General features: G+C 52.4%; 21 protein-coding genes, 2 tRNA genes, 3 rRNA genes and 1 riboswitch. Of the genes, 3 read left to right on the top strand and 23 right to left on the bottom strand.

From position 1 onward, the window contains the following. Positions 1-5 precede the first annotated feature (5 nt). The 8 genes from BZG20_RS03605 to rmuC form a co-directional block, all read right to left on the bottom strand. Complete coding sequence (locus tag BZG20_RS03605) at positions 6-788, bottom strand: TatD family hydrolase (RefSeq protein ID WP_077523467.1); 783 nt, start codon at positions 786-788, stop codon at positions 6-8. Beyond that, complete coding sequence (gene tatC, locus BZG20_RS03600) at positions 785-1537, bottom strand: twin-arginine translocase subunit TatC (protein ID WP_046074589.1); 753 nt, start codon at positions 1535-1537, stop codon at positions 785-787. Before tatC ends, BZG20_RS03605 begins: the two co-directional genes overlap by 4 nt. A 38-nt stretch (positions 1538-1575) precedes the next feature. Further along, positions 1576-1929 (bottom strand): Sec-independent protein translocase protein TatB, encoded by a 354-nt coding sequence (gene tatB, locus BZG20_RS03595; RefSeq protein ID WP_046074590.1) that lies wholly within the window; start codon positions 1927-1929, stop codon positions 1576-1578. A 3-nt stretch (positions 1930-1932) separates the two neighbouring features. Continuing rightward, positions 1933-2181, bottom strand: a complete 249-nt coding sequence (tatA, locus tag BZG20_RS03590) for a Sec-independent protein translocase subunit TatA (RefSeq protein ID WP_046074591.1) — start codon at positions 2179-2181, stop codon at positions 1933-1935. A 53-nt stretch (positions 2182-2234) separates the two neighbouring features. Continuing rightward, on the bottom strand, positions 2235-3881 hold the full coding sequence (gene ubiB / locus BZG20_RS03585) for a ubiquinone biosynthesis regulatory protein kinase UbiB (RefSeq protein ID WP_046074592.1): 1647 nt from the start codon (positions 3879-3881) through the stop codon (positions 2235-2237). Beyond that, positions 3878-4492 carry an SCP2 sterol-binding domain-containing protein gene (locus BZG20_RS03580; RefSeq protein ID WP_077578165.1) on the bottom strand — a complete coding sequence of 205 codons (615 nt, stop codon included), beginning with the start codon at positions 4490-4492 and terminating at the stop codon, positions 3878-3880. The genes ubiB and BZG20_RS03580 overlap by 4 nt, the downstream gene beginning before the upstream one ends. 9 nt (positions 4493-4501) lie before the next feature. Continuing rightward, on the bottom strand, positions 4502-5269 hold the full coding sequence (gene ubiE / locus BZG20_RS03575; RefSeq protein WP_046074594.1) for a bifunctional demethylmenaquinone methyltransferase/2-methoxy-6-polyprenyl-1,4-benzoquinol methylase UbiE: 768 nt from the start codon (positions 5267-5269) through the stop codon (positions 4502-4504). Positions 5270-5341: 72 nt separating this feature from the next. Beyond that, positions 5342-6880 carry a DNA recombination protein RmuC gene (gene rmuC / locus BZG20_RS03570; protein ID WP_077578164.1) on the bottom strand — a complete coding sequence of 513 codons (1539 nt, stop codon included), beginning with the start codon at positions 6878-6880 and terminating at the stop codon, positions 5342-5344. Positions 6881-7012: 132 nt separating this feature from the next. Between rmuC and BZG20_RS03565 the strand changes: the two genes are divergently transcribed. Then, on the top strand, positions 7013-7918 hold the full coding sequence (locus tag BZG20_RS03565) for a DMT family transporter (protein ID WP_077578163.1): 906 nt from the start codon (positions 7013-7015) through the stop codon (positions 7916-7918). 58 nt (positions 7919-7976) lie between these two features. Here BZG20_RS03565 and BZG20_RS03560 read toward each other — a convergent pair whose 3' ends face one another. Next, a complete protein-coding gene (locus tag BZG20_RS03560) occupies positions 7977-8270 on the bottom strand; it encodes a hypothetical protein (protein ID WP_046074614.1) in 294 nt (97 codons plus the stop codon). A gap of 207 nt (positions 8271-8477) precedes the next feature. Further along, entirely contained in the window at positions 8478-9683 is a 1206-nt protein-coding gene (locus BZG20_RS03555) for a multidrug effflux MFS transporter (protein WP_077578162.1), read from the bottom strand. Positions 9684-9781: 98 nt separating this feature from the next. Here BZG20_RS03555 and BZG20_RS03550 point away from each other — a divergent pair, with 98 nt between their 5' ends. After that, entirely contained in the window at positions 9782-10762 is a 981-nt protein-coding gene (locus tag BZG20_RS03550; protein WP_046074598.1) for a LysR family transcriptional regulator, read from the top strand. A gap of 63 nt (positions 10763-10825) precedes the next feature. Beyond that, complete coding sequence (locus BZG20_RS03545; protein WP_077578161.1) at positions 10826-12613, top strand: aminopeptidase P family protein; 1788 nt, start codon at positions 10826-10828, stop codon at positions 12611-12613. A gap of 53 nt (positions 12614-12666) precedes the next feature. On the opposite strand, the gene BZG20_RS03540 is transcribed toward BZG20_RS03545, so the two are convergent. The 13 genes from BZG20_RS03540 to BZG20_RS03480 form a co-directional block, all read right to left on the bottom strand. Further along, entirely contained in the window at positions 12667-12897 is a 231-nt protein-coding gene (locus BZG20_RS03540; RefSeq protein WP_046074600.1) for a glutaredoxin family protein, read from the bottom strand. A gap of 13 nt (positions 12898-12910) precedes the next feature. Further along, positions 12911-14062, bottom strand: a complete 1152-nt coding sequence (thiH, locus tag BZG20_RS03535; RefSeq protein ID WP_077578160.1) for a 2-iminoacetate synthase ThiH — start codon at positions 14060-14062, stop codon at positions 12911-12913. Continuing rightward, complete coding sequence (locus BZG20_RS03530; protein WP_077578159.1) at positions 14062-14835, bottom strand: thiazole synthase; 774 nt, start codon at positions 14833-14835, stop codon at positions 14062-14064. Before BZG20_RS03530 ends, thiH begins: the two co-directional genes overlap by 1 nt. Before the next feature lie 2 nt (positions 14836-14837). Further along, positions 14838-15035 carry a sulfur carrier protein ThiS gene (gene thiS, locus BZG20_RS03525; RefSeq protein WP_046074603.1) on the bottom strand — a complete coding sequence of 66 codons (198 nt, stop codon included), beginning with the start codon at positions 15033-15035 and terminating at the stop codon, positions 14838-14840. Beyond that, positions 15019-15786, bottom strand: coding sequence for a HesA/MoeB/ThiF family protein (locus tag BZG20_RS03520; protein WP_077578158.1), 768 nt, complete (start codon positions 15784-15786; stop codon positions 15019-15021). The genes thiS and BZG20_RS03520 overlap by 17 nt, the downstream gene beginning before the upstream one ends. Continuing rightward, on the bottom strand, positions 15770-16438 hold the full coding sequence (thiE, locus tag BZG20_RS03515; RefSeq protein ID WP_077578157.1) for a thiamine phosphate synthase: 669 nt from the start codon (positions 16436-16438) through the stop codon (positions 15770-15772). The genes BZG20_RS03520 and thiE overlap by 17 nt, the downstream gene beginning before the upstream one ends. Further along, entirely contained in the window at positions 16435-18411 is a 1977-nt protein-coding gene (gene thiC, locus BZG20_RS03510; RefSeq protein ID WP_077578156.1) for a phosphomethylpyrimidine synthase ThiC, read from the bottom strand. Before thiC ends, thiE begins: the two co-directional genes overlap by 4 nt. Before the next feature lie 93 nt (positions 18412-18504). Continuing rightward, a riboswitch (TPP riboswitch) is annotated at positions 18505-18604 on the bottom strand. 56 nt (positions 18605-18660) lie between these two features. Continuing rightward, on the bottom strand, positions 18661-19041 hold the full coding sequence (gene crcB / locus BZG20_RS03505; RefSeq protein ID WP_158010013.1) for a fluoride efflux transporter CrcB: 381 nt from the start codon (positions 19039-19041) through the stop codon (positions 18661-18663). A gap of 146 nt (positions 19042-19187) precedes the next feature. Beyond that, a tRNA-Trp gene (locus tag BZG20_RS03500) sits at positions 19188-19264 on the bottom strand. A gap of 148 nt (positions 19265-19412) precedes the next feature. Beyond that, a tRNA-Asp gene (locus tag BZG20_RS03495) sits at positions 19413-19489 on the bottom strand. Positions 19490-19548: 59 nt separating this feature from the next. Continuing rightward, positions 19549-19664 (bottom strand): 5S ribosomal RNA (gene rrf, locus BZG20_RS03490). Between the two features lie 83 nt (positions 19665-19747). After that, positions 19748-19863 (bottom strand): 5S ribosomal RNA (rrf, locus tag BZG20_RS03485). 164 nt (positions 19864-20027) lie between these two features. Then, a 23S ribosomal RNA gene (locus BZG20_RS03480) occupies positions 20028-20149 on the bottom strand; the annotation flags it as partial.

Raw genomic sequence — 20149 nt, 5'->3', positions numbered from 1 at the left:
CCCAGTCACTGAATAGAAAAGCAGCGCTGAGTGTTTTTTATTGTGCAATCAATAATATGTTCGACAGGCTGTTGACGTAATCGTGCCACTGTTTGGGCGATATGGGGCAAGTATTTCGGCTCATTACGACTGCGTTTAGGTCGCGGCCGTATATCGCGAGGCTGTAAATACGGCGCATCGGTTTCTATCATCAACCTGTCATCGGGCAACCAGCTTACCTGTTGCTGAAGCTGCTGTCCGCGGCGCTCGTCGCATAGCCATCCCGTTACCCCTATATATAATCCAGCATCGAGGCAATCGCGCAGCGAGCGGTCATCGCCAGTAAAACAATGCAGCACCGCCGCGGGCAGTTTGTCGAGCCATGGACGCAAAATGGCGAACCAGCGATCGTGAGCGTCACGACAGTGCATAAACACCGGCATTGAAAGCTCAGCCGCTAGCGCAAGCTGCGCCTCAAAGACCGCTTCTTGTTGTGGCCGCGGCGAAAAGTCCCGATTGAAATCAAGCCCACACTCACCGATTGCGACCACCTCGGGACGCTGCGCTAATTGCTGAATCGCGCTTAAATCTGTCGCCTCGACCGATTTGGCATCATGCGGGTGGACACCCGCCGTGGCATAGGCAAAACCAGGATAAGAGCTCGCAAGCGCGGCGGCTGCTTGGCTCTCATCGATACTGGTGCCGGTCAGAATCATGCCCGTGACGCCCGCCTGTTTGGCATCATCCACCACGGTCTCTCTGTCTTGATCAAACCGTGTGCTTGTCAGGTTAACACCAATATCGATCATTCACTGGCCTCCTCGGATTCTGATTTCTCACGTGGGACATAAAAGCGCGATAGCACCACGCCCAGCTCGAACAGCAAGCACATGGGAATGGCCAGTAAGGTTTGTGAAATCATATCCGGTGGCGTCAGCATCATCCCCACCACAAACGCAGCCACTACCACATAGGGCCGCTTGCGGGTTAAGCTTTGTGCCGTGGTTGCTCCTGTCCAAACCAGCAGTATAATCGCGATAGGGATCTCAAAGGCAATGCCAAAGGCGAGAAAGAGCGCCAAGATAAAGTCGAGATAACTGGCAATATCCGTTGCCACTTGCACCCCTTCTGGCGCAATAGACGTGAAAAAGCCAAACACCAATGGCAGCACCACCCAGTACGCAAATGCCACGCCCGCGTAGAACAGCAACGAACTCGACACCAAAAGCGGCATCACTAACCGCTGTTCATGCTTATACAGGCCGGGAGCAACGAACGCCCAGATTTGATATAGCACCACAGGGATGGCGACGAAGACGGATATGACCAAAGTCAGCTTAATTGGCGTAAAGAAGGGAGACGCGACATCTGTAGCGATCATGCTCGCCCCTTCGGGCAGTTTGTCGATCAGCGGTTGGGCAATCAGGCTGTAAATATCATTGGCAAAATACACCAAGCAGGCAAAGACCACTAAGATGGCGATAATTGCGCGAAGCAGGCGGTTACGAAGCTCCATCAAGTGGCTGATAAGGGGCTGAGTATCGTTCACAGAAGACATAGTGGTTTGTTCACCGAAAACATAAAGCGTCTGACTCGTTATCGCTTATCCGTTGATGGCGCATCGTCGCCTTCATCGGGGTGATGAGAAGAAGGCGATGCTGCATAAGGGCGTTGTACATCCGCCGCGCGTTGACGTAGGGTGTCGACCGACTCTTGTAGCTCAGGTGACAAATCTTTCATCCCCGCTTGTTCGGCCTTGTGTAAATTGTCTTGGAGCTCTTTTAGCTTGAGCTCTTGTTCAAGCTCATCACGGACAGATCCTGCCATCCGTTTCGCCGCCCCCACCCAGCGCGACACATTGCGTATCGCAACCGGTAGTCGCTCCGGGCCAAGCACCACGAGGCCAATAATGGCAATCAGCACTAACTCCCAGAAACCTATATCAAACACGGCTTACACCTGCTCTTTATCTTTGCGTGCTTGCTCTTTTTTCGACGCGTCGGCGTCACTGTTGTCCAATGACTGCTGCTGAAAATCCGCATCTTTGTCAGTGGTTTTGGTTTCATCATCGTTCATTGCTTTTTTAAAGCCTTTGACCGCTGAGCCAAGATCGCCCCCCATGTTACGTAGCTTCTTGGTACCAAATAACAACACCACAATCACCGCAATGATCAGCAACTGCCAAATACTAATTCCACCCATACCGGTTCCCTTTCTTCCGTTTGGTTAACTTGATGTGCGCAGCAGTGTAACTGCTATTTATTACAGGTTTTATTACAAAGTCGCCAGCCCCACAACCAAAAGATAACCGCACCTGCAGCGGCGACACTCGGTAAGGTCTCGACTCGGTTGGCAAACAAAATGGTCGCCGTCAGCAGTAACGTCGCACCAATCCCGAGCATATAAGTAGCGCGCGAGTGACGCTGTTTGGTCTGCAAGTAACCGTGATAATAGGCTTCTAAACGCTGATTGACCTGACGACCTTGCCGTAAGCCGTCGTACACCAGTTCTGGGATCTCGGGGAGTTTTTCCGCCCAAAACGGTGCCTTTTCACGCACCGCCGCCCAGACAGCTTGCGGCCCCACTTGCTGTTTCATCCACGACTCTAAAAATGGCTTCGCCGTGGTCCACAAATCTAGTTGCGGATAGAGCTGACGCCCAAGCCCTTCAATGTAGAGCAAGGTTTTTTGCAACAACACCAGCTGTGGCTGCACTTCCATATTAAACCGGCGCGCGGTGTTAAATAGGTTTAATAAAACATTACCGAACGAGATTTCGCACAATGGCTTTTCGAAAATGGGCTCACACACGGTGCGAATGGCAAACTCAAAATCATCCACGTTGGTGTCGTGCGGCACCCAGCCAGAGTCAACATGCAGCTCCGCCACTTTACGGTAATCGCGGTTAAAAAAGGCGATAAAGTTTTCTGCCAAATAGCGTTTATCGTCGCGATTAAGGGTGCCGACAATCCCGCAATCAAGCCCAATCCACTGCGGATCATGTGGGTGCTCGTAGGAGACAAAGACATTGCCTGGATGCATATCCGCATGGAAAAAGCTGTCTCGGAATACCTGGGTAAAAAAGACCTCAACCCCACGTTCGGCCAGCAATTTCATGTCAGTACCATTGGCTTCTAGCGCCTCGATATCCGACACTTGAATGCCATAGATTCGCTCAGACACCATCACGTCTTTGCGGCAGTAGTCACTGAACACTTCGGGCACATACAGCGCCGGGTCGTTTTCAAAATTGCGGCGCAGCTGAATGGTATTGGCCGCTTCACGCATCAAATCCAGCTCATCGAGCAAGGTTTTTTCGTACTCGCGGATCACTTCGACCGGTTTTAAGCGACGCGCATCAGGCAGAAAACGCGCCACCAGCCGTGCCACACGATACATGAGCCGCAAGTCAGCTTGGATCACTGGCAAAATATCGGGGCGGATCACCTTCAGCACCACTTCACGCCCATTCGATTTGAGCGTAGCGGTGTGCACTTGCGCGATCGACGCAGAGGCGAGTGGATGGGGATCAAAGTCGCTAAACCAGGTTTCTAACGGGCCGCCTAACGAGGCTTCGATTTGCGCTTTGGCTTTGTGGCCATCAAAGGGTGCGACTTTATCTTGCAACTGTGCCAGCTCGTTGGCGATATCGGCGGGGAATAGATCACGACGCGTCGACATCATTTGCCCAAGCTTCACCCATACCGGGCCCAAGCTTTGCAGCGCCAAACGCAGTCGCTCCCCCACCGGCTTATCTGGGTGCTGATTCTTCAGCCAAAACAATGATTGGCGGCCAAGGTGCGCCAGCCGTGTTAAGGGTTGTTTGGGGAGTAAAGCATCCACACCATAAAGCAGTAAGGTACGGATGATAAAATACAAGCGACGAATTTCATTGAGTGTCATGCAGACTCCACCCGTTCTACCAACTGCTTAAACCTGGCTTCCAACCGCGCGACATCGCTGCGCAGCTCGTCCACTTGGTCACTGTATGACGCCACTTCTAATGGCCCAGGCGCTAAGCGCCATTCTTCCGTAATCACTTCTCCTGCATAGCGCTGTTGCCGCTGAGCCAATTGCTGCAATTGCTGCCAGCGCTGCTGCGCCTGACTCACCACCGTATGCGCAATCACATCGCCGGTGTAAGGTGCCAGCCACTCTGCCACGTCTAGTTCGATACCACTGAGCAACTGAGAAAACTGCTGGGCGACATCGATATCCCCCTCCAGCGTGAGTTTATCCGCTTTGATTAAGGCGGTTAAGTTTGCTTTTTGCTGTAGCTGTGGCAGTGCTGACAGTGACAATGATAGCGCCGCGTCGCATTCACCTTCGTAATGGCTAAGTACATCAATACGTTGGCCGAAGACAAAAATCAGTTGGCGATCAAGCTCTTGTAGAGTGACTCCGATACAACGCCCTTTTAGCCGAGCAAGGCGACGCTGGCTGTCGGCGTCTTTAGCAATCACAGCATTGAGCGCTGTTTCCAGGGCCGCGCACAACAGTGAATCAAGTGCCATGTTGGCTCCTTAGAATTTATATCCACGGTGCAGCGCCACGATCCCACCCGTCAGGTTGTAGTAGCTGGTTTGTTCAAAACCGGCTTGCTCCATCATTCCTTTTAAGGTTTCTTGATCAGGGTGCATGCGAATCGATTCGGCCAAATAGCGGTAGCTGTCTGGATCGTTAACAATCAGTTGCCCCATTTTGGGCAATACATGGAAAGAGTAGGCGTCGTAGACTTTTGACAACGGCTCGGCAACGGGTTTGGAGAATTCCAACACCAATAAACGCCCACCAGGTTTAAGCACACGGAACATCGAACGCAAGGCCGCATCTTTATCCGTCACGTTACGCAGCCCAAATGCGATGGTAATGCAATCAAAGTGGTCATCAGGGAATGGCAGCGCTTCTGCATTGGCTTGTACGTAGCTCACATTGCCAACAATGCCTTTATCACGCAGTTTATCGCGGCCCACTTTGAGCATTGAGTTATTAATGTCGGCGAGTACGACTTCACCACGCTCGCCGACAAGACGCGAGAATTTTGCGGTGAGATCGCCCGTACCACCGGCTAAGTCGAGCACTTTTTGCCCAGGGCGGACACCACTGCAGTCAATGGTAAAGCGTTTCCAGATACGGTGAATGCCCATCGACATCACATCGTTCATCAGATCATATTTTGCAGCCACCGAATGAAACACATTGGCCACGAGGCTTTCTTTTTCTTGGCGTTTCACTTGTTGGTAGCCAAAATCGATCGTCTCTTGATCCTGGTGCGCGTTTTTATCTGTCATTTTATTCCCCTAACGTATTGGCCCCAGTTTACTTTATCGCCCATCCCGACTCCAAGCGTACGACCAAGTTTATTATGATTCTTGCGGATTTGCGTCCCGCTCTGCCTGTGTAAGATTAAGAGGCTCATCAGGCGCAGGGTCGGTGGCAACACTGGCCAGCGACGGGCTGATGTCCCGTTTCACCTCCACGCCCAGCGCTTTAAACCCCTCTGCTTGGCGAATAATATTACCGCGGCCTTGGCTAAGTTTGTTCATCGCCCCTTGATAACTGTCACTGGCTTTACCCAACGCATTACCCAACCCTTCCATATCACTGACAAACAGCCGCACCTTGTCATAGAGCTTGCTCGCTTTTTCGGCAATCTGTTTGGCATTTTGGTTTTGGTATTCATAACGCCATAAGTTATTGATGGTGCGTAGTGCCACCAGCAAAGTGGTGGGACTGACCAACATAATATTATTATCCATCGCCTCACGGATCAGGCTGGCATCGGCTTCCACGGCCACTTGGAAAGCTGGCTCCACCGGAATGAACATCAACACATAATCCAGTGAACGCACACCATGAAGCTGATGATAGTCTTTGCGTCCCAAGCCACGAATATGCTGGCGAATGGCTTGGACATGCTCTTTTAATGCGGCATCTTGCTCAACCAAAGTGTCTGCGTTGTAGTAGCGTTCATACGCGACCAGCGCCATTTTGGCATCTATTACCACGTCTTTATCTTGGGGTAATTTCACCACCACATCGGGCTGGTAGCGCTTGCCTTGCTCGTTTTCAAAGCTCACCTGGGTTTGATACTCACGCCCTTCACGCAAGCCGGACTCTTCCAAAATACGCGCCAACACCACTTCGCCCCAGTTGCCCTGTTGCTTGTTATCACCTTTAAGCGCTTGAGTTAGGTTATGCGCTTCCCGCGTCATGTCCGCATTCAGTTGCTGGAGGTTTTTGATTTCATGGATCAGGGTGTGACGCTCTTTGGCTTGTTCACCAAAGCTGTCAGTGACTTGCTTTTTAAACCCTTCCAACTGCGACTTAAGTGGTCCAAGTAAGCTCTCTAAGCTCATCTTGTTTTGCTCATCAACGGAATGGACCTTTTGCTCAAATACCTGGTTGGCCAGCTGCTCAAATTGGGTACGCAGCCTTTCCTCCGCATTTTCTAATAAGGCGTGCTTTTCTTTCGCGGCATTGAGTTGTTGCTCCGCGCTGGCTTTGACCTCGCGCAGCTCAGCGAGCAGCTCAGACTTTTCCTCTCGCACCGCATCAAGTTTGTGGGTCAACGTTTGATTGTCTTGGCGCAATTGTTCCAATTGACGCAACTTCTCACTCGCGGAGGTTAATTTGCCGTAATACTGGCGCAGCTCTTGTGTCAGACGATCGCGCTCTACATCTAAGCTGTCTAACTCTTGTTGTTGCTGCTCCAGTTGCTGATGAAGCTGTTGTTGCTGTATATCAGCCGTTGACTGCTGTTGAGCATATTGGGTATCAAACCAATGTTGATACTGAGCGACCACGCGTCGATGCAGCCAATAACTCAACCCGGCGGCACTGATCACGCCAAAACAGAATGTGAGAATAGCTAACGTCGGTAATGACAGGCCAGAAAGCATAATGGGTTCTCTATTGTGCGGTCATCAATGTCAGCAAGGCTAATGGGATACTGGATAGATGTCCAGTCTATCTCGGTGCGTACGAATACCGTAGACTGCCTAGCTTAAAAGGCAGATTTGCAGGGAGGCAGTATGCACAATGAACGTAAAGCACTGATATTTGGATTATCTGCAGTGCTATTGTGGTCAACGGTCGCGACCGCATTCAAAATTACCTTAAGCTACATGACCCCGATTCAAATGCTGGCCGCTGCCAGCGTGGTCTCTGTACTGGTATTGACCGCTATTGCCGCGGTGCAAGGCAAGCTATCGGCACTTTGGCCCACTTTTCGTCGTCGACCTGGCTATTATTGCCTACTGGGGATGATTAACCCTTTGATTTATTATTTGGTTCTTTTCAAAGCCTATGATCTTCTTCCTGCCTCTTTGGCCCAACCATTAAATTACAGCTGGGCCATTACGTTGACCTTAATGGCAGCAGTATTTCTCGGCCAAACCATTCGTCGCCAAGATTGGATTGCGGCGGCGTTAGGCTATTTTGGTGTGGTAGTGATCGCTACAAAGGGCCAGCTTTTATCGCTTCAGTTCGATAGCCCGCTTGGCATTGGGCTCGCGTTGCTCTCCACGCTATTGTGGGCAGGGTTTTGGGTACTAAACACTAAAAACCCTGCCGACCCTGTGCTCGGCATTCTGTTGAGCTTTACGCTGTCATTACCTGCATCTTTATTATTGGCGGGGATAACAGCATCTTGGAGCGGTATCCCATGGCAAGGCTGGCTAGCGGTGAGCTATGTGGGGCTTTTTGAAATGGGGATAACATTTATGCTGTGGCTGAGCGCGATGAAATATACCCAGAATGCCTCTCGGATCAGCAATCTGATATTTATCTCGCCATTTATTTCCTTGATGCTATTGGCCACCATTATTGGTGAGACAATCCATATCAGCACCCTAATCGGTCTTAGCTTTATTGTCGTGGGTCTGCTGATTCAGCAACGCAAACCCAAAAAAAGCAAACAGCCAGCGGCGAGTACCTAACGCTTCTGGCGCCACACGCCGCTCTGTCATCTTTATCCTTGTGAGTGATGGGCGGCGATCAGCCCATCTTGCGTTGGATTATATACTCATAAAGCTCGTCAGCAGATAAACCGTCTTGCGCCAAGCCTTGGGTTATTTCTTCAATACGCTCAGAACGGCGCTCTTCAATTACCTGATTAAATTGATAAACCAGTTCGTGTAAATATTTCAGTGGCACCTGATGAGCGGCGCTACGTACACGCTCTTCACTTTGGCTGCCTAATTCTGCCAGCAATTTGCCAAACATGATTTTCTCGGGCGATTCCTCAAGTTGCTCAAGGACGCGCGCCATTTCGATTGTCGATAATGACATAGTGTGTAACTGACCTTTGGATATAAAACGAAAAGGAATGAGCATTAATTCGGTTTGCTTAGTAAATATACTCTTAACTTGGGGCTTTTAGCAAAATAAAAAAACGCTGGCCGAAGCCAGCGAAAAGGGATGATGGGTTGTCGAGACCCCAGCGTTTTGCACGTCTTATTATATTTTGCCAACTGAGCGGTTGTTTTTACTGATTATTTAATCTCTTACCGCTTTCGCATGCCATTGCTTACCTTTCGGCGACCACAAAATCAGTAGCCCAGGCAGCAATAGCCACATATGCACTGTCATCAGATCACTGGCCGATAATCCCAAGCGCTGGGTTAAGCTGACTAAAAGGCCAGCGCCACTCATTTGGAACAGTCCCAACAAGGCTGCCGCCGTGCCCGCCCGGTCAGAAAATGGCGCCAATGCCGCACCCGCTGATGCGCCCAGCACCCAGGCAAAGCCGAATGACGAGGTGAAAATCGGCAACATAAAGGCCCAAGGGGCAGCAATAGGGCTGAGTGCCAGCATTAATCCACCAGAGCCCACCAGCATCATCAAGCCAATATTGAGCGCGCGGCGGCTGCCAAATTGTTGCATATAGCGTGGCGCCAACATCGCTGCGGCAATGTTTAATGCCGCGTTGGCGCCAAACCAAAAGGTGAAGCTATTCATGGAAATACCGTACCTGTCCATCAGCAATACAGGCGCAGAGGTGACATACGCTAAGATCACCGCCATCGCCAGCATGCAAAGAATGATGTGGTAGGTAAATGTTGGCACGCGTAGTACTTGCCAATACCGACGTAAGCTGAATAAGCGCCCAGCGTTATCTGTGTGTGTCGGGCGCGTCTCAGGCAAAAACACGCTAACCAAGACCAAACCCAATGCCGCATAACCCAGCATAAAGCTAAAATTAGCCCGCCAATCAAACATTTGTGTCAGCCAGCTTCCTAACAGTGGCGCCAAGGCGGGCACAAAGCAAATCGCGCCATTTAAGTAGCTAATCATGTGGCCGCTGCGCTCAGCACCGAATCGGTCACGCACCGCTGCAAATGCACACACGGAAGTCGCACACGCGCCAAAACCTTGTAGCAAACGCGCCACCAGCATCATATCCATCGAGGTCGCGAGCCACGCCATCAATGAGCTAAGGCCGTATAGCGAAATACCAATTATCGCGACAGGCTTACGACCAAAGCGGTCAGCCAATGGCCCCGCAAACAGCTGGCCCAAACCCAAACTAAACATAAACCAAGTGACGGTATCTTGCGCCAACGTTGGGCTCACATTAAAGTCACCGGCCATATACGGTAATGCAGGCAGGTAAATATCAATCGCCATCGGACTAAACAGCACCAGTAGCACCATTAAGGCGACCAGCAAACGATTCGATGTCGGTGAATCAGTGTGTGTCATTGGTTACTCCTCTATACAGGCACGCAGTATAGTGGTTTCACGATATGAACCATAATGGTTTATAGTAAAAGCAGATATTCCAAAGGAGAATACCAGCAATGGATTTGGATCAGCTGCAGCGCACCGACCTCAATTTATTGGTGTGCCTACATGTATTGTTGGAAGAGTGCAATGTCACGGGCACGGCGAAACGCCTCCATTTAAGCCAATCGGCGGTAAGTAAAAATTTGGCCCGACTAAGAGCGCAATTTAACGACCCACTTTTTACGCGAGCGGCCCACGGGCTCAAACCCACGGTTCGGGCGCAAGCCTTACAAGCGAAACTACGCGCTTTACTCAATGATGTTGCGGCGATGACCGAGCCGGATCACTTTCAGCCGCACTTAAGCGATCGCTGTTTTCGCTTTGCCCTCGTCGAGAGCGCCTATCCATTGCTACTGCCACAGTTTATTGGCGATATGCTAGAAGCGGCCCCAGCTATCACCCTTAATACCGCTGCTTGGGATCAAACCACCTTTGATGGGCTTGCGCGAGGCAATATCGACTTTGGCATCACCGGCAAGGACTTAAATCCCGCCGATGCCATGTTGACCATGATGCCGCCTAAGGGCGTGCGCTACCAAGAGCTTTGCCAAGATCACCAGTGTGTGTTGATGCGTGCCGATCACCCTGCACTCAAGGGACCATGGGATGAAGCGCGTTACCTTGGACTGCGACATGTACAGGTTAAGTGTGATGGGAATGACCGCTGGCTGTTGGACTATAAACTGGCAGAGCGTAATATTGAGCGTGACATAGCCATGTACGTGCCAGATTTCAACAGTGCGGCGAGCCTGTGTACCTATACCGACCTGGTGTTTACCTCACCAAGCCAGTTTGCGCATTATATTGCCGCATCGCTCAATTTGGTGGTACGGCCGTTACCGACGCCAATACCGCCGATGGCGTACACCTTGTTTTGGCATCAAAATCAAGAAAATGACCCAGGGCACCAATGGCTGAAAGCCTTGATTATTTCGCGCTGTCAGCAATTTAGCCCAGCAAAATTGCAGCCTATTGCCAATCGCGCTAGGGTCTAACCCACCGGCTTTTCACGCGTGGCCGAACATGGCGAGTTCACCCTATACAAAGAAGGAAGAATAATGGACGCGACCCTTACTAAGCGTATTGAGCAGCTAAGACACTGGCTGGCTCAACACGACTATGACGCCCTACTCATCCCCCATGAAGACGAATACCTCGGTGAGTATGTGCCTGAGCATAACGAGCGCCTGCATTGGGCAACCGGCTTTACCGGCTCCGCAGGGGCCGCGGTGATCACCCGTGACAAGGCAGCGATTTTTGTTGATGGCCGCTATGTGGTTCAAGTCCGTAAACAAGTCCCCGCTGGCCTGTTTGACTACTGCCATCTGATTGATGAGCCACCGGTGCAATGGGCCCAACAACAATTGCCCAAGGGTGCTAAGCTGGCTATCGACGCTCGCATGCATAGCGCCGCTTGGTACAAACGCACTCAACGCACGCTGGATGGGGCTTTGACTCTGGTGAGTGTTGAGCAAAATCCGATTGAAAGCCTGTGGGATGATCGCCCTGCCCCGCTTAATAGCCCGGCCATTTTACTGGGTGAAGAGAAAACCGGCCGCGCCAGCTTGGATAAACGTCAAACCATTGGACAGCAGTTAGCCGATCAGAATCTTGATGCCGCGGTACTCACTCAACCCGATGCCGTCTGTTGGCTGCTCAATATCCGTGGTCGCGACATCCCACGTTTGCCGGTGGTGCTAACCCAAGCGATTATCAAGCAATCCGGTGACGTCACCGTGTTTATCGACCCTGACCGTCTCCCCGAAGGCTTTGATGCACACGTGGGCCAAGGCGTGAGCGTCGCGCACCCAGACAGTCTGGTTGATTCCCTGCAAGCGCTGAGCGGTCAACGTGTATTGGTCGACCCAAACGGTGCCAATGCCTGGACACTGGACACCCTCCAACAAGCGCAAGTCACCGTGGTGGAAGCGCAAGACCCGTGTGCGCTTGAAAAAGCGGCCAAGAACCCGCAAGAAATCGCCGGTATGCAAGCCTGCCACGTGCGCGATGGTGTTGCCGTGACTCGCTTTTTGGCCTGGTTTGACCGTCAAGTCGACGCGGGTGAACGCCCTGATGAAGCCGTGCTCGCAGACACCCTGTATCAATTCCGCCAACAAGACGATCAACTGGTCGACTTAAGCTTTGATACCATTTCCGCCGCCGGTGGCAATGCGGCCATGTGTCACTATAACCACAACAATCAGCCCAAACCGAGCGTGATTGAGAGCAACAACGTCTACTTAGTCGACTCAGGCGGCCAATACTATGACGGCACCACCGACATTACCCGTACGGTGCCGGTGGGCGAGTGCAGCGCTGAGATCAAAAAGGCCTTCACGCTGGTGCTTAAAGGGCATATTGCGTTGGCTACCGCGCTGTTCCCGAAAGGGACGTCAGGCAGCCAGCTTGATGCCTTGGCACGCCAGTATTTGTGGCAACACGGCTATGATTTTGACCATGGCACCGGTCACGGTGTGGGACATTTCTTGGACGTGCACGAAGGTCCACAGCGCATTTCCAAAGCGCCCAATAGCGTCGCGCTATTGCCGGGTATGGTGGTGTCAAACGAGCCGGGCTACTATCGCGCCGAGGCGTTTGGGATCCGGATTGAAAACCTCGAGTTGATTGAAGAAAAGCCCACCGAGGGCGACATGACGATGCTCGGGTTTGCCTCACTCACGCGTGCGCCGATCGATCGTCGTTTGGTCGATGTGAGCTTGCTCAGCGAGGCGGAAATTCAGTGGTGGAATCGCTATCATCAAACCGTGTGGGATGAAGTCAGCCCGCACCTCGATGATCAAGACCAAGTTTGGTTAAAACAAGCGACAGCGCCGCTAAGCCGTTAAGTCGCGTCTTCACCGAGTGTGAAAAACAAAAAGCGTCCGATTGGACGCTTTTTTTATTCCCCTTTCAGGGCTTTCTCGACCGCTTTAGGCGAAAAGCCGCGCAAGGTGGTATCGCCAATGCAAATCACCGGGACACCCCGCGACCCTGTTGCCGCCAGCAGCTTCTTGCCTTTGGGCGTGGCCGTATCGACGACACGATAACGCAGCCCCTTTTTATCCAAGTAAGCTTTGGCCGCCTCACAGTGAGGACAGCGCGGGCCCATATATAAAGTAATACGTTTCATACCCGCATTGTCGCTAACCCGCTGCCGTTTGTGAAGCCATTTGCGCCTGACGCGCGATATCGTAGATGTTATCCCAATCTTTCCATACCACCTCAAAACCGAGCGCACGAACGCTGGCGGCTACCTCTGCCGCGCTGCGCTCATCACTGATAGCAAACTGCTCCAATTGTGGCTCCGGGTTCGCGTAGCCGCCCGGTTGGGTTTTTGACGCCGCGGATAAGCTCGTGACCCCAAGCGGTAACACATTGTCGCGAAAGTGGGGTGACTCGCGTGTCGATAGCGACAGCTCCACCTGCGGATTCCACAACCGATAGGCGCAAATCAGCTGAACCAGTTGCTTGTCGGTCATCACCGATTTCGGCTGCAGCGCGCCCGCGCAAGGACGTAAGCGTGGAAAGGACAACGAATAGCGGCTTTGCCAGTATTGCTTTTCCAAATAATCCAGATGCTGGGCGGTAAAAAAGCTGTCGGTACGCCAGTCCTCAAGGCCAATCAAGGCGCCCAAGCCGATCTTATCGACCCCTGCTTGTGCCAACCTATCTGGGGTTTGCAACCGATAGTGAAAGTCGGTTTTATTCCCGCGCTTGTGGTGTTCCCCATAGGTTGGAGCGTGGTAGGTTTCTTGATACACCATTACCGCATCCACCCCCTGTGCCACCAAGGCGCGATACGCCTCGGTATCCAGCGGCTGCACCTCCATCGCCACATGATGAAAGTATTGCTTCACCACCGGTAAGGCGCGGAGAAAATACTCGAGCCCTACCTTGGTTTCATGCTCACCGGTCACCAAGAGCACACTGTCAAAGCCCATTTTTTTGATCGCTTCACACTCGGCGGCGATTTCGGCTTCATCCAGCGTGCGCCGTTTGATTCGGTTTTCCATCGAAAAACCGCAATAGGTACACACGTTGGCGCACAAATTGGAGAGATACAGCGGAATATAAAACCCCATGGTGTAGCCAAACCGCTGCCGCGTCAGCGCCGCAGATTGCTGAGCCATGGCCTCGAGATACCCTTCAGCGGCAGGACTGATAAGGGCGGCAAAGTCGTCCAAATTACGCGATGACTTGGCCAGCGCCCGCTCGACATCTTGGCGCGTTTTGCTGTAAATCGAAAGCCGATGATGATCCCAATCGAGTGCTGCCCACCGCTCAGAAAAACTCATCACGCCTCCTTAGCGTCAAGAAACGCGGTTAAAGGGCTAGAAGCGTGGGCGTGATTGTGTGTGCCCGCCAGTCCAGCGCGATACGCGCAGCGTCCTGCTTCAACCGCTTGTTTGAACGCCGCGCCCATGGCAATCGGATCGCCGGCGGTGGCAATCGCGGTGTTCACCAAGACGGCATCGGCGCCCCGCTCCATCGCTAACGCCGCATCTGACGGTGCACCAATGCCGGCATCAATGATCACCGGCACGCGAGCTTGCTCGATAATGATGTCGAGAAACGCCATTGAGGCTAGCCCTTGGTTGGAGCCAATCGGTGACCCAAGGGGCATCACCGCCGCGCAGCCCACCTCTTCCAAGCGCTTACACAGCACAGGATCAGCATGACAATATGGCAGCACCACAAACCCCTCATCCACAAGGGTTTTCGCCGCTTGAAGGGTTTCAATCGGGTCAGGCATCAAATATTTGGGGTCGGGGTGAATCTCCAACTTCACCCAGTGCGTTCCCAATGCTTCTCGGGCAAGACGCGCGGCAAAGACCGCTTCTTGCGCATTCTTCGCTCCCGAGGTATTGGGCAGCAGGTGCACACCTAGCTCGCGCAGCGGGGTTAAAATATCATCTTGTATGGCATGGACATCGACTCGCTTTAGCGCCATGGTGACCAGTTCAGTACCACTGGCCGCCAGTGACTCGGCCATGGTCTTGCGACTAGCAAACTTGCCGGTGCCGGTTAACAGCCGAGATGAAAACGTCGTATCCGCAATGGTTAACATGATTATCCTCCGGCAATCGCTTGAAAGACCGCCAAGCTATCGCCAGCGGTGAGTGACGTGGATGACCAAGCATCACGCGCAATAATGGTCTGATTTAGCGCCACTGCGACTGATTCGGCCGGCACCTTCATCTCCTCAATCAATTGCGCGACAGTTGTGGCATTGACCTCTGTCGGCGTGTCATTAATGGTTAACTGCATCGCTTACCTCCCGCTTTGGCTGACAAACCGCACAATGCGGATCCACGGGCAGCGAAAAGTGCTGCCATGTCATGGTTTGTCCATCCAGTCGTGACAAGCGATTGGTCCTGACCGCCTGCCCTAATAACAGCTTTATTGCTTCCAGCGCTTGCGCGGTGGCCATCATGCCGACCACAGGTCCCATTACCCCAGCTTCAGCGCAGCGTGTGGGTTCAGAAAGCGTCACGTCTGCGAAGGCGCACGCATAACATGCGCTATGCGGTTGATAAACCAATAACTGGCCTTGCCAACCGATCGCCGCCGCGCTCACCAAGGGTGTACCAGCCTCTACACAGGCTTGATTGACTGCATGGCGAGTGGCGAGATTATCACTGCAATCGAGAACCACATCCGCCATCGCTACTTCAAGCGCCAGACGCTCACCTTCTAGATAGGCATTGATGGCTCGGCACTGGCAATGTGGATTCAGCGCGACCAAGTTAGCGGCTAGCGACGCGGCTTTATCGGTGCCGATTTGCGCCTCCTGATACGCCACCTGACGCGCCAAGTTAGATAGCTCAATGTGGTCCGAGTCAGCAATCGCTAACTGACCCACGCCAGCGCCTGCAAGATAGAGGCCCGCGGTGGTTCCAAGCCCACCGGCACCGACCATCAACACGCGCGCATTGCTAAGTGCCTGCTGCCCGCTCTCTCCGACTTCTGGCAGCATGATTTGCCGGCTATAACGCAGGTATTCACTGTCCGATAACATCGCGCTCTCCTTGCTGTCTGGATGGATTAAGACAGCGATTAAATGCGTCAATGCGCGCCGCTAAATCAGGCGCTTGCGTCACGGCACGGACCACCGCAATGGCGTCCACGCCGGTGCGCCAAACGTCAGGGGCTCGGTTGAGATCAATACCGCCAATCGCCACCGTCGGGAAGCGGCCATCCACAGTCGCCACCTGCTGCGCTAACGCAGAAATGCCTTGTGGCGGCTCGGCGAGCTGTTTGGTGGTAGTGGGAAAAATATGGCCGATGGCGAGATAACTGGGCGAGAGCGCAATCGCTGCAGCAAGTTGTTCGGGACTGCGTGTCGATACGCCAAGGCGCACGCCTTGCCGCGCAAGTCGGTCAAGATCCGCCTCTTGTAAGTCTTGCTGGCCCAGATGAACGCCATAGGCGCCAGCTTCAAGCGCAAGCTGCCAGTGATCGTTGATAAACACCTGCGCATGGTGCGTGCGGCCCAAAGCCACCGCGCGCTGTACCCAGTCTGCCAATTGTGGATGGGCTGGCTGCTTCACACGCAGTTGTACGGTTTTCACCCCCAAGCAAAGTAAGCGTTCAAGTAAATCCACGTCGTCTACCACCGGATATAATGGGCCTATGCCTTCCGACATAGGCGCAAACGGGGTCAGGCTCATGATTCCACCTTATCGCTGTCGCTTATCTCAGCGCCTTGTTGTGACGAATGATGGGATTTTTGCAGGTAGAGTTCACTGCCCTTTTCTCGAAACTCTTGCGATTTTTGCTGCATGCCTGCTAACGGGTCTTCCAGCATGGTGACATCAATCGCTTCGCCCGCAGCGGCATAGCCATTTTCTTTGGCGTAATCGCGGACTTCTTGGCTGATTTTCATAGAGCAGAATTTTGGCCCACACATGGAGCAAAAATGCGCGACCTTGCCCGACTCTTGAGGCAGGGTTTCATCGTGATAAGCACGCGCCGTCACCGGATCTAAAGCAAGGTTAAACTGATCTTCCCAGCGAAATTCAAAGCGCGCTTTGGAAATGGCGTTATCCCGCACCTGCGCGCCCGGATGTCCTTTGGCTAAGTCGGCGGCGTGTGCGCACAACTTGTAGGTGATAAGCCCAGTTTTAACATCCTCTTTATTGGGCAGACCCAGATGCTCTTTAGGCGTGACATAGCAAAGCATCGCACACCCAAACCAACCAATCATCGCCGCACCAATCCCAGAGGTGATGTGGTCGTAACCCGGCGCGATATCGGTAGTCAGCGGGCCTAAGGTATAGAAAGGCGCTTCGTGGCAATGGGTGAGCTGCTCGTCCATGTTCTCTTTGATCATGTGCATGGGCACATGGCCAGGGCCTTCAATCATCACCTGCACATCGTATTCCCATGCCACCTTGGTTAGCTCGCCTAGGGTACGTAGCTCACTGAACTGGGCTTCGTCGTTCGCGTCAGCTACCGAGCCCGGGCGTAATCCATCGCCTAACGACAGCGATACATCATACGCGGCACAAATTTCGCAGATTTCGCGAAAATGGGTATAGAGGAAGCTTTCTTGATGATGCGCCAAGCACCATTTGGCGATAATCGAACCGCCACGCGAGACAATCCCAGTCACGCGATTGGCAGTCATGGGCACATAGTGCAAACGCACCCCGGCGTGAATGGTAAAGTAGTCGACCCCTTGCTCGGCTTGCTCTATCAAGGTATCGCGCATCACTTCCCAAGTCAGGTCTTCGGCAATGCCATTCACTCTCTCAAGCGCCTGATACATAGGCACAGTGCCAATCGGGACTGGGCTATTACGTAAAATCCACTCGCGAGTTTCGTGGATATTGCGTCCGGTCGATAAATCCATCACCGTATCCGCGCCCCAACGGGTCGCCCACACCAACTTTTCGGTTTCTTCCTCAATGGAGGAGCTCACCGCCGAGTTACCAATATTGGCATTCACTTTCACGAGAAAGTTACGCCCAATAATCATCGGCTCCGCTTCTGGGTGGTTAATGTTGGCCGGAATAATCGCACGCCCTTCAGCAACTTCTTGGCGCACAAATTCGGGAGTGATGTTTGAGGGTAAATGAGCGCCAAAGCTTTCTCCTGGGTGCTGGCGATTTAGCTGCTCTTCACGATACTGCTGGCGCCCCATGTTTTCCCGGATAGCGATAAATTCCATCTCTGGGGTGATAATGCCTTGGCGTGCGTAGTGAAGTTGGGTCACACATTGGTTAGGTTTCGCCCGACGGATAGGCGGTAAGGCACTAAAGCGAAGATCATCTAAGGTTTCATCACTGAGGCGGGTCTGCGCATAGTCTGAGCTCACTGCACCAAGAAACTCTGTATCGGCACGCTCATCAATCCAGGCTTTGCGCAGTGGCGCTAAGCCTTGGTAAATATCGATAGCACTCTGTGGGTCAGTATAAGGCCCTGATGTGTCATAAACCCGAATGGATTCATTGGCTTCATACTGCGGATTGTCTTTACTGCCACCCACAAAGGTCGGAAACAAATGGATCTCTCGCATCCCTACGCGAATATCGGGTCGCGATCCCTCGACATAGACTTTTTCCGAGTTGGGGTAGGTTTGCGCAGAGAGAGAATCGATAAAAGATTTGGCCTCAAGACGGGCCTGTTTACGGGTCGACATAGCATTACTCCGGTGTTCATTATGGGAATTAATGCTTGCCGGAAAACGCTGAATTGAGATGTGAGCAAACTGGCAGACGCGTACGGCCTGTGATCTGATGCATCTCTTGTTCCCTTCGCTGGTCCTAACCAGATCAGGTTCAACGGATCCCACTTGATGTGGTCTCAGCCAATTGGCACTCCGACAAGTTCAACGCCAGTATAAGAAATCACCGCCGCAACAACAAGCGACGTAACACGATGTTTTCACTTAACCGGTAATGCGTCCTAGCAGCCAAGCCCCCATCGCGGCCGCTCCCAAGCATAACGCAAGGTTGAGACCCACGTTTAACAAGGCTTTCACCGTCTCACCATGTTGGAACAGCATCAAGGTATCTACTGAAAAGGTCGAGAAGGTAGTAAATGCGCCCAAAAAACCAATCGCAACCAGTTGGCGCCAAGGCACCGGAGCAATCACCTCTTGACTCATCGCCGCTAAAAAGACGCCCATCGCTAATGACCCGAGTACATTTACTATTAAGGTACCGTATGGGAATGCACGACCAAGCACCGCAACGCTCCACTCTGATACGAGAAAACGCGAGGATGCCCCTAATGCGCCACCAAGCCCTACCCACAATATGCTTACCACAGGGTTGCTCCTTTCGATTGGTAAAAAGTCATCATACCGCGACATGTGAACAAGAAACAGGAGGAAGAAAAAGGCTAGAGAGGTGTGGTTGCTACCACAGAGAGTAGATACAAAAAAAGCACCGACAATGTCGATGCTTTGGTATTTGGCAGGGGTAGAGGGATTCGAACCCCCAACACGCGGATTTGGAATCCGCTGCTCTGCCAATTGGAGCTATACCCCTGTAGATAGGTGCCTATTGTAGCGATCCCGCGACAAATTACCACCACCAATTACTCTTCAGACGTTTGATCGCTTATTTATAAAGCAAATCTTTCCCAGAAGCTCAATAACAAAAAAACCCTACTAAATTTAGCAGGGTTTCTAAGTAGTGGCGGAGTGGACGGGACTCGAACCCGCGACCCCCGGCGTGACAGGCCGGTATTCTAACCAACTGAACTACCACTCCGCACCAATGCTGTATGACTAAAGACTTATATCTCTTGGCTTTAATCAATTGTAATCAAAGCCTGGCGATGTCCTACTCTCACATGGGGAGACCCCACACTACCATCGGCGCTGCTTCGTTTCACTACTGAGTTCGGCATGGAGTCAGGTGGGTCCAAAGCGCTATGGTCGCCAAGCAAAATTTTGTCTGGAACAAAATTTAACGCACTTCAGTGCGGCCCGTCAGGGTCAAATACAAGGATGTATTTGATAAATTNAAGCCTGGCGATGTCCTACTCTCACATGGGGAGACCCCACACTACCATCGGCGCTGCTTCGTTTCACTACTGAGTTCGGCATGGAGTCAGGTGGGTCCAAAGCGCTATGGTCGCCAAGCAAAATTTTGTCTGGAACAAAATTTAACGCACTTCAGTGCGGCCCGTCAGGGTCAAATACAAGGATGTATTTGATAAATTCGTTCCTAAATCTAGAAAGCTGTTCGTTCTCGCCACAATCAACTGGCTTTATTCGAGTCCAACCCAAAACCTCTTGGGTGTTGTATGGTTAAGCCTCACGGGCAATTAGTACAGGTTAGCTCAACGCCTCACAGCGCTTACACACCCTGCCTATCAACGTTCTAGTCTAGAACAACCCTTTAGAGAGCTCGAAGCTCTAGGGATGA

The organism is Salinivibrio sp. IB868, from assembly GCF_001995655.1.
Classification (GTDB): Bacteria; Pseudomonadota; Gammaproteobacteria; order Enterobacterales; family Vibrionaceae; genus Salinivibrio; species Salinivibrio siamensis.
Note: the sequence above shows the minus strand (reverse complement) of the source record. Positions and strands in the feature narration are given on the sequence as shown.

Coding starts and splice junctions, on each gene's coding strand:
- BZG20_RS03580 (WP_077578165.1), bottom strand. CDS start 4,492: ATGGCACTTGATTCACTGTTGTGCGCGGCCCTGGAAACAGCGCTCAAT.
- BZG20_RS03560 (WP_046074614.1), bottom strand. CDS start 8,270: ATGTCATTATCGACAATCGAAATGGCGCGCGTCCTTGAGCAACTTGAG.
- tatC (WP_046074589.1), bottom strand. CDS start 1,537: ATGTCTTCTGTGAACGATACTCAGCCCCTTATCAGCCACTTGATGGAG.
- thiE (WP_077578157.1), bottom strand. CDS start 16,438: ATGAGCCTGACCCCGTTTGCGCCTATGTCGGAAGGCATAGGCCCATTA.
- tatA (WP_046074591.1), bottom strand. CDS start 2,181: ATGGGTGGAATTAGTATTTGGCAGTTGCTGATCATTGCGGTGATTGTG.
- BZG20_RS03520 (WP_077578158.1), bottom strand. CDS start 15,786: ATGTTATCGGACAGTGAATACCTGCGTTATAGCCGGCAAATCATGCTG.
- ubiB (WP_046074592.1), bottom strand. CDS start 3,881: ATGACACTCAATGAAATTCGTCGCTTGTATTTTATCATCCGTACCTTA.
- ubiE (WP_046074594.1), bottom strand. CDS start 5,269: ATGACAGATAAAAACGCGCACCAGGATCAAGAGACGATCGATTTTGGC.
- BZG20_RS03565 (WP_077578163.1), top strand. CDS start 7,013: ATGCACAATGAACGTAAAGCACTGATATTTGGATTATCTGCAGTGCTA.
- BZG20_RS03530 (WP_077578159.1), bottom strand. CDS start 14,835: ATGTTAACCATTGCGGATACGACGTTTTCATCTCGGCTGTTAACCGGC.
- rmuC (WP_077578164.1), bottom strand. CDS start 6,880: ATGCTTTCTGGCCTGTCATTACCGACGTTAGCTATTCTCACATTCTGT.
- BZG20_RS03550 (WP_046074598.1), top strand. CDS start 9,782: ATGGATTTGGATCAGCTGCAGCGCACCGACCTCAATTTATTGGTGTGC.
- BZG20_RS03545 (WP_077578161.1), top strand. CDS start 10,826: ATGGACGCGACCCTTACTAAGCGTATTGAGCAGCTAAGACACTGGCTG.
- thiC (WP_077578156.1), bottom strand. CDS start 18,411: ATGTCGACCCGTAAACAGGCCCGTCTTGAGGCCAAATCTTTTATCGAT.
- thiH (WP_077578160.1), bottom strand. CDS start 14,062: ATGAGTTTTTCTGAGCGGTGGGCAGCACTCGATTGGGATCATCATCGG.
- BZG20_RS03605 (WP_077523467.1), bottom strand. CDS start 788: ATGATCGATATTGGTGTTAACCTGACAAGCACACGGTTTGATCAAGAC.
- BZG20_RS03540 (WP_046074600.1), bottom strand. CDS start 12,897: ATGAAACGTATTACTTTATATATGGGCCCGCGCTGTCCTCACTGTGAG.
- thiS (WP_046074603.1), bottom strand. CDS start 15,035: ATGCAGTTAACCATTAATGACACGCCGACAGAGGTCAATGCCACAACT.
- BZG20_RS03555 (WP_077578162.1), bottom strand. CDS start 9,683: ATGACACACACTGATTCACCGACATCGAATCGTTTGCTGGTCGCCTTA.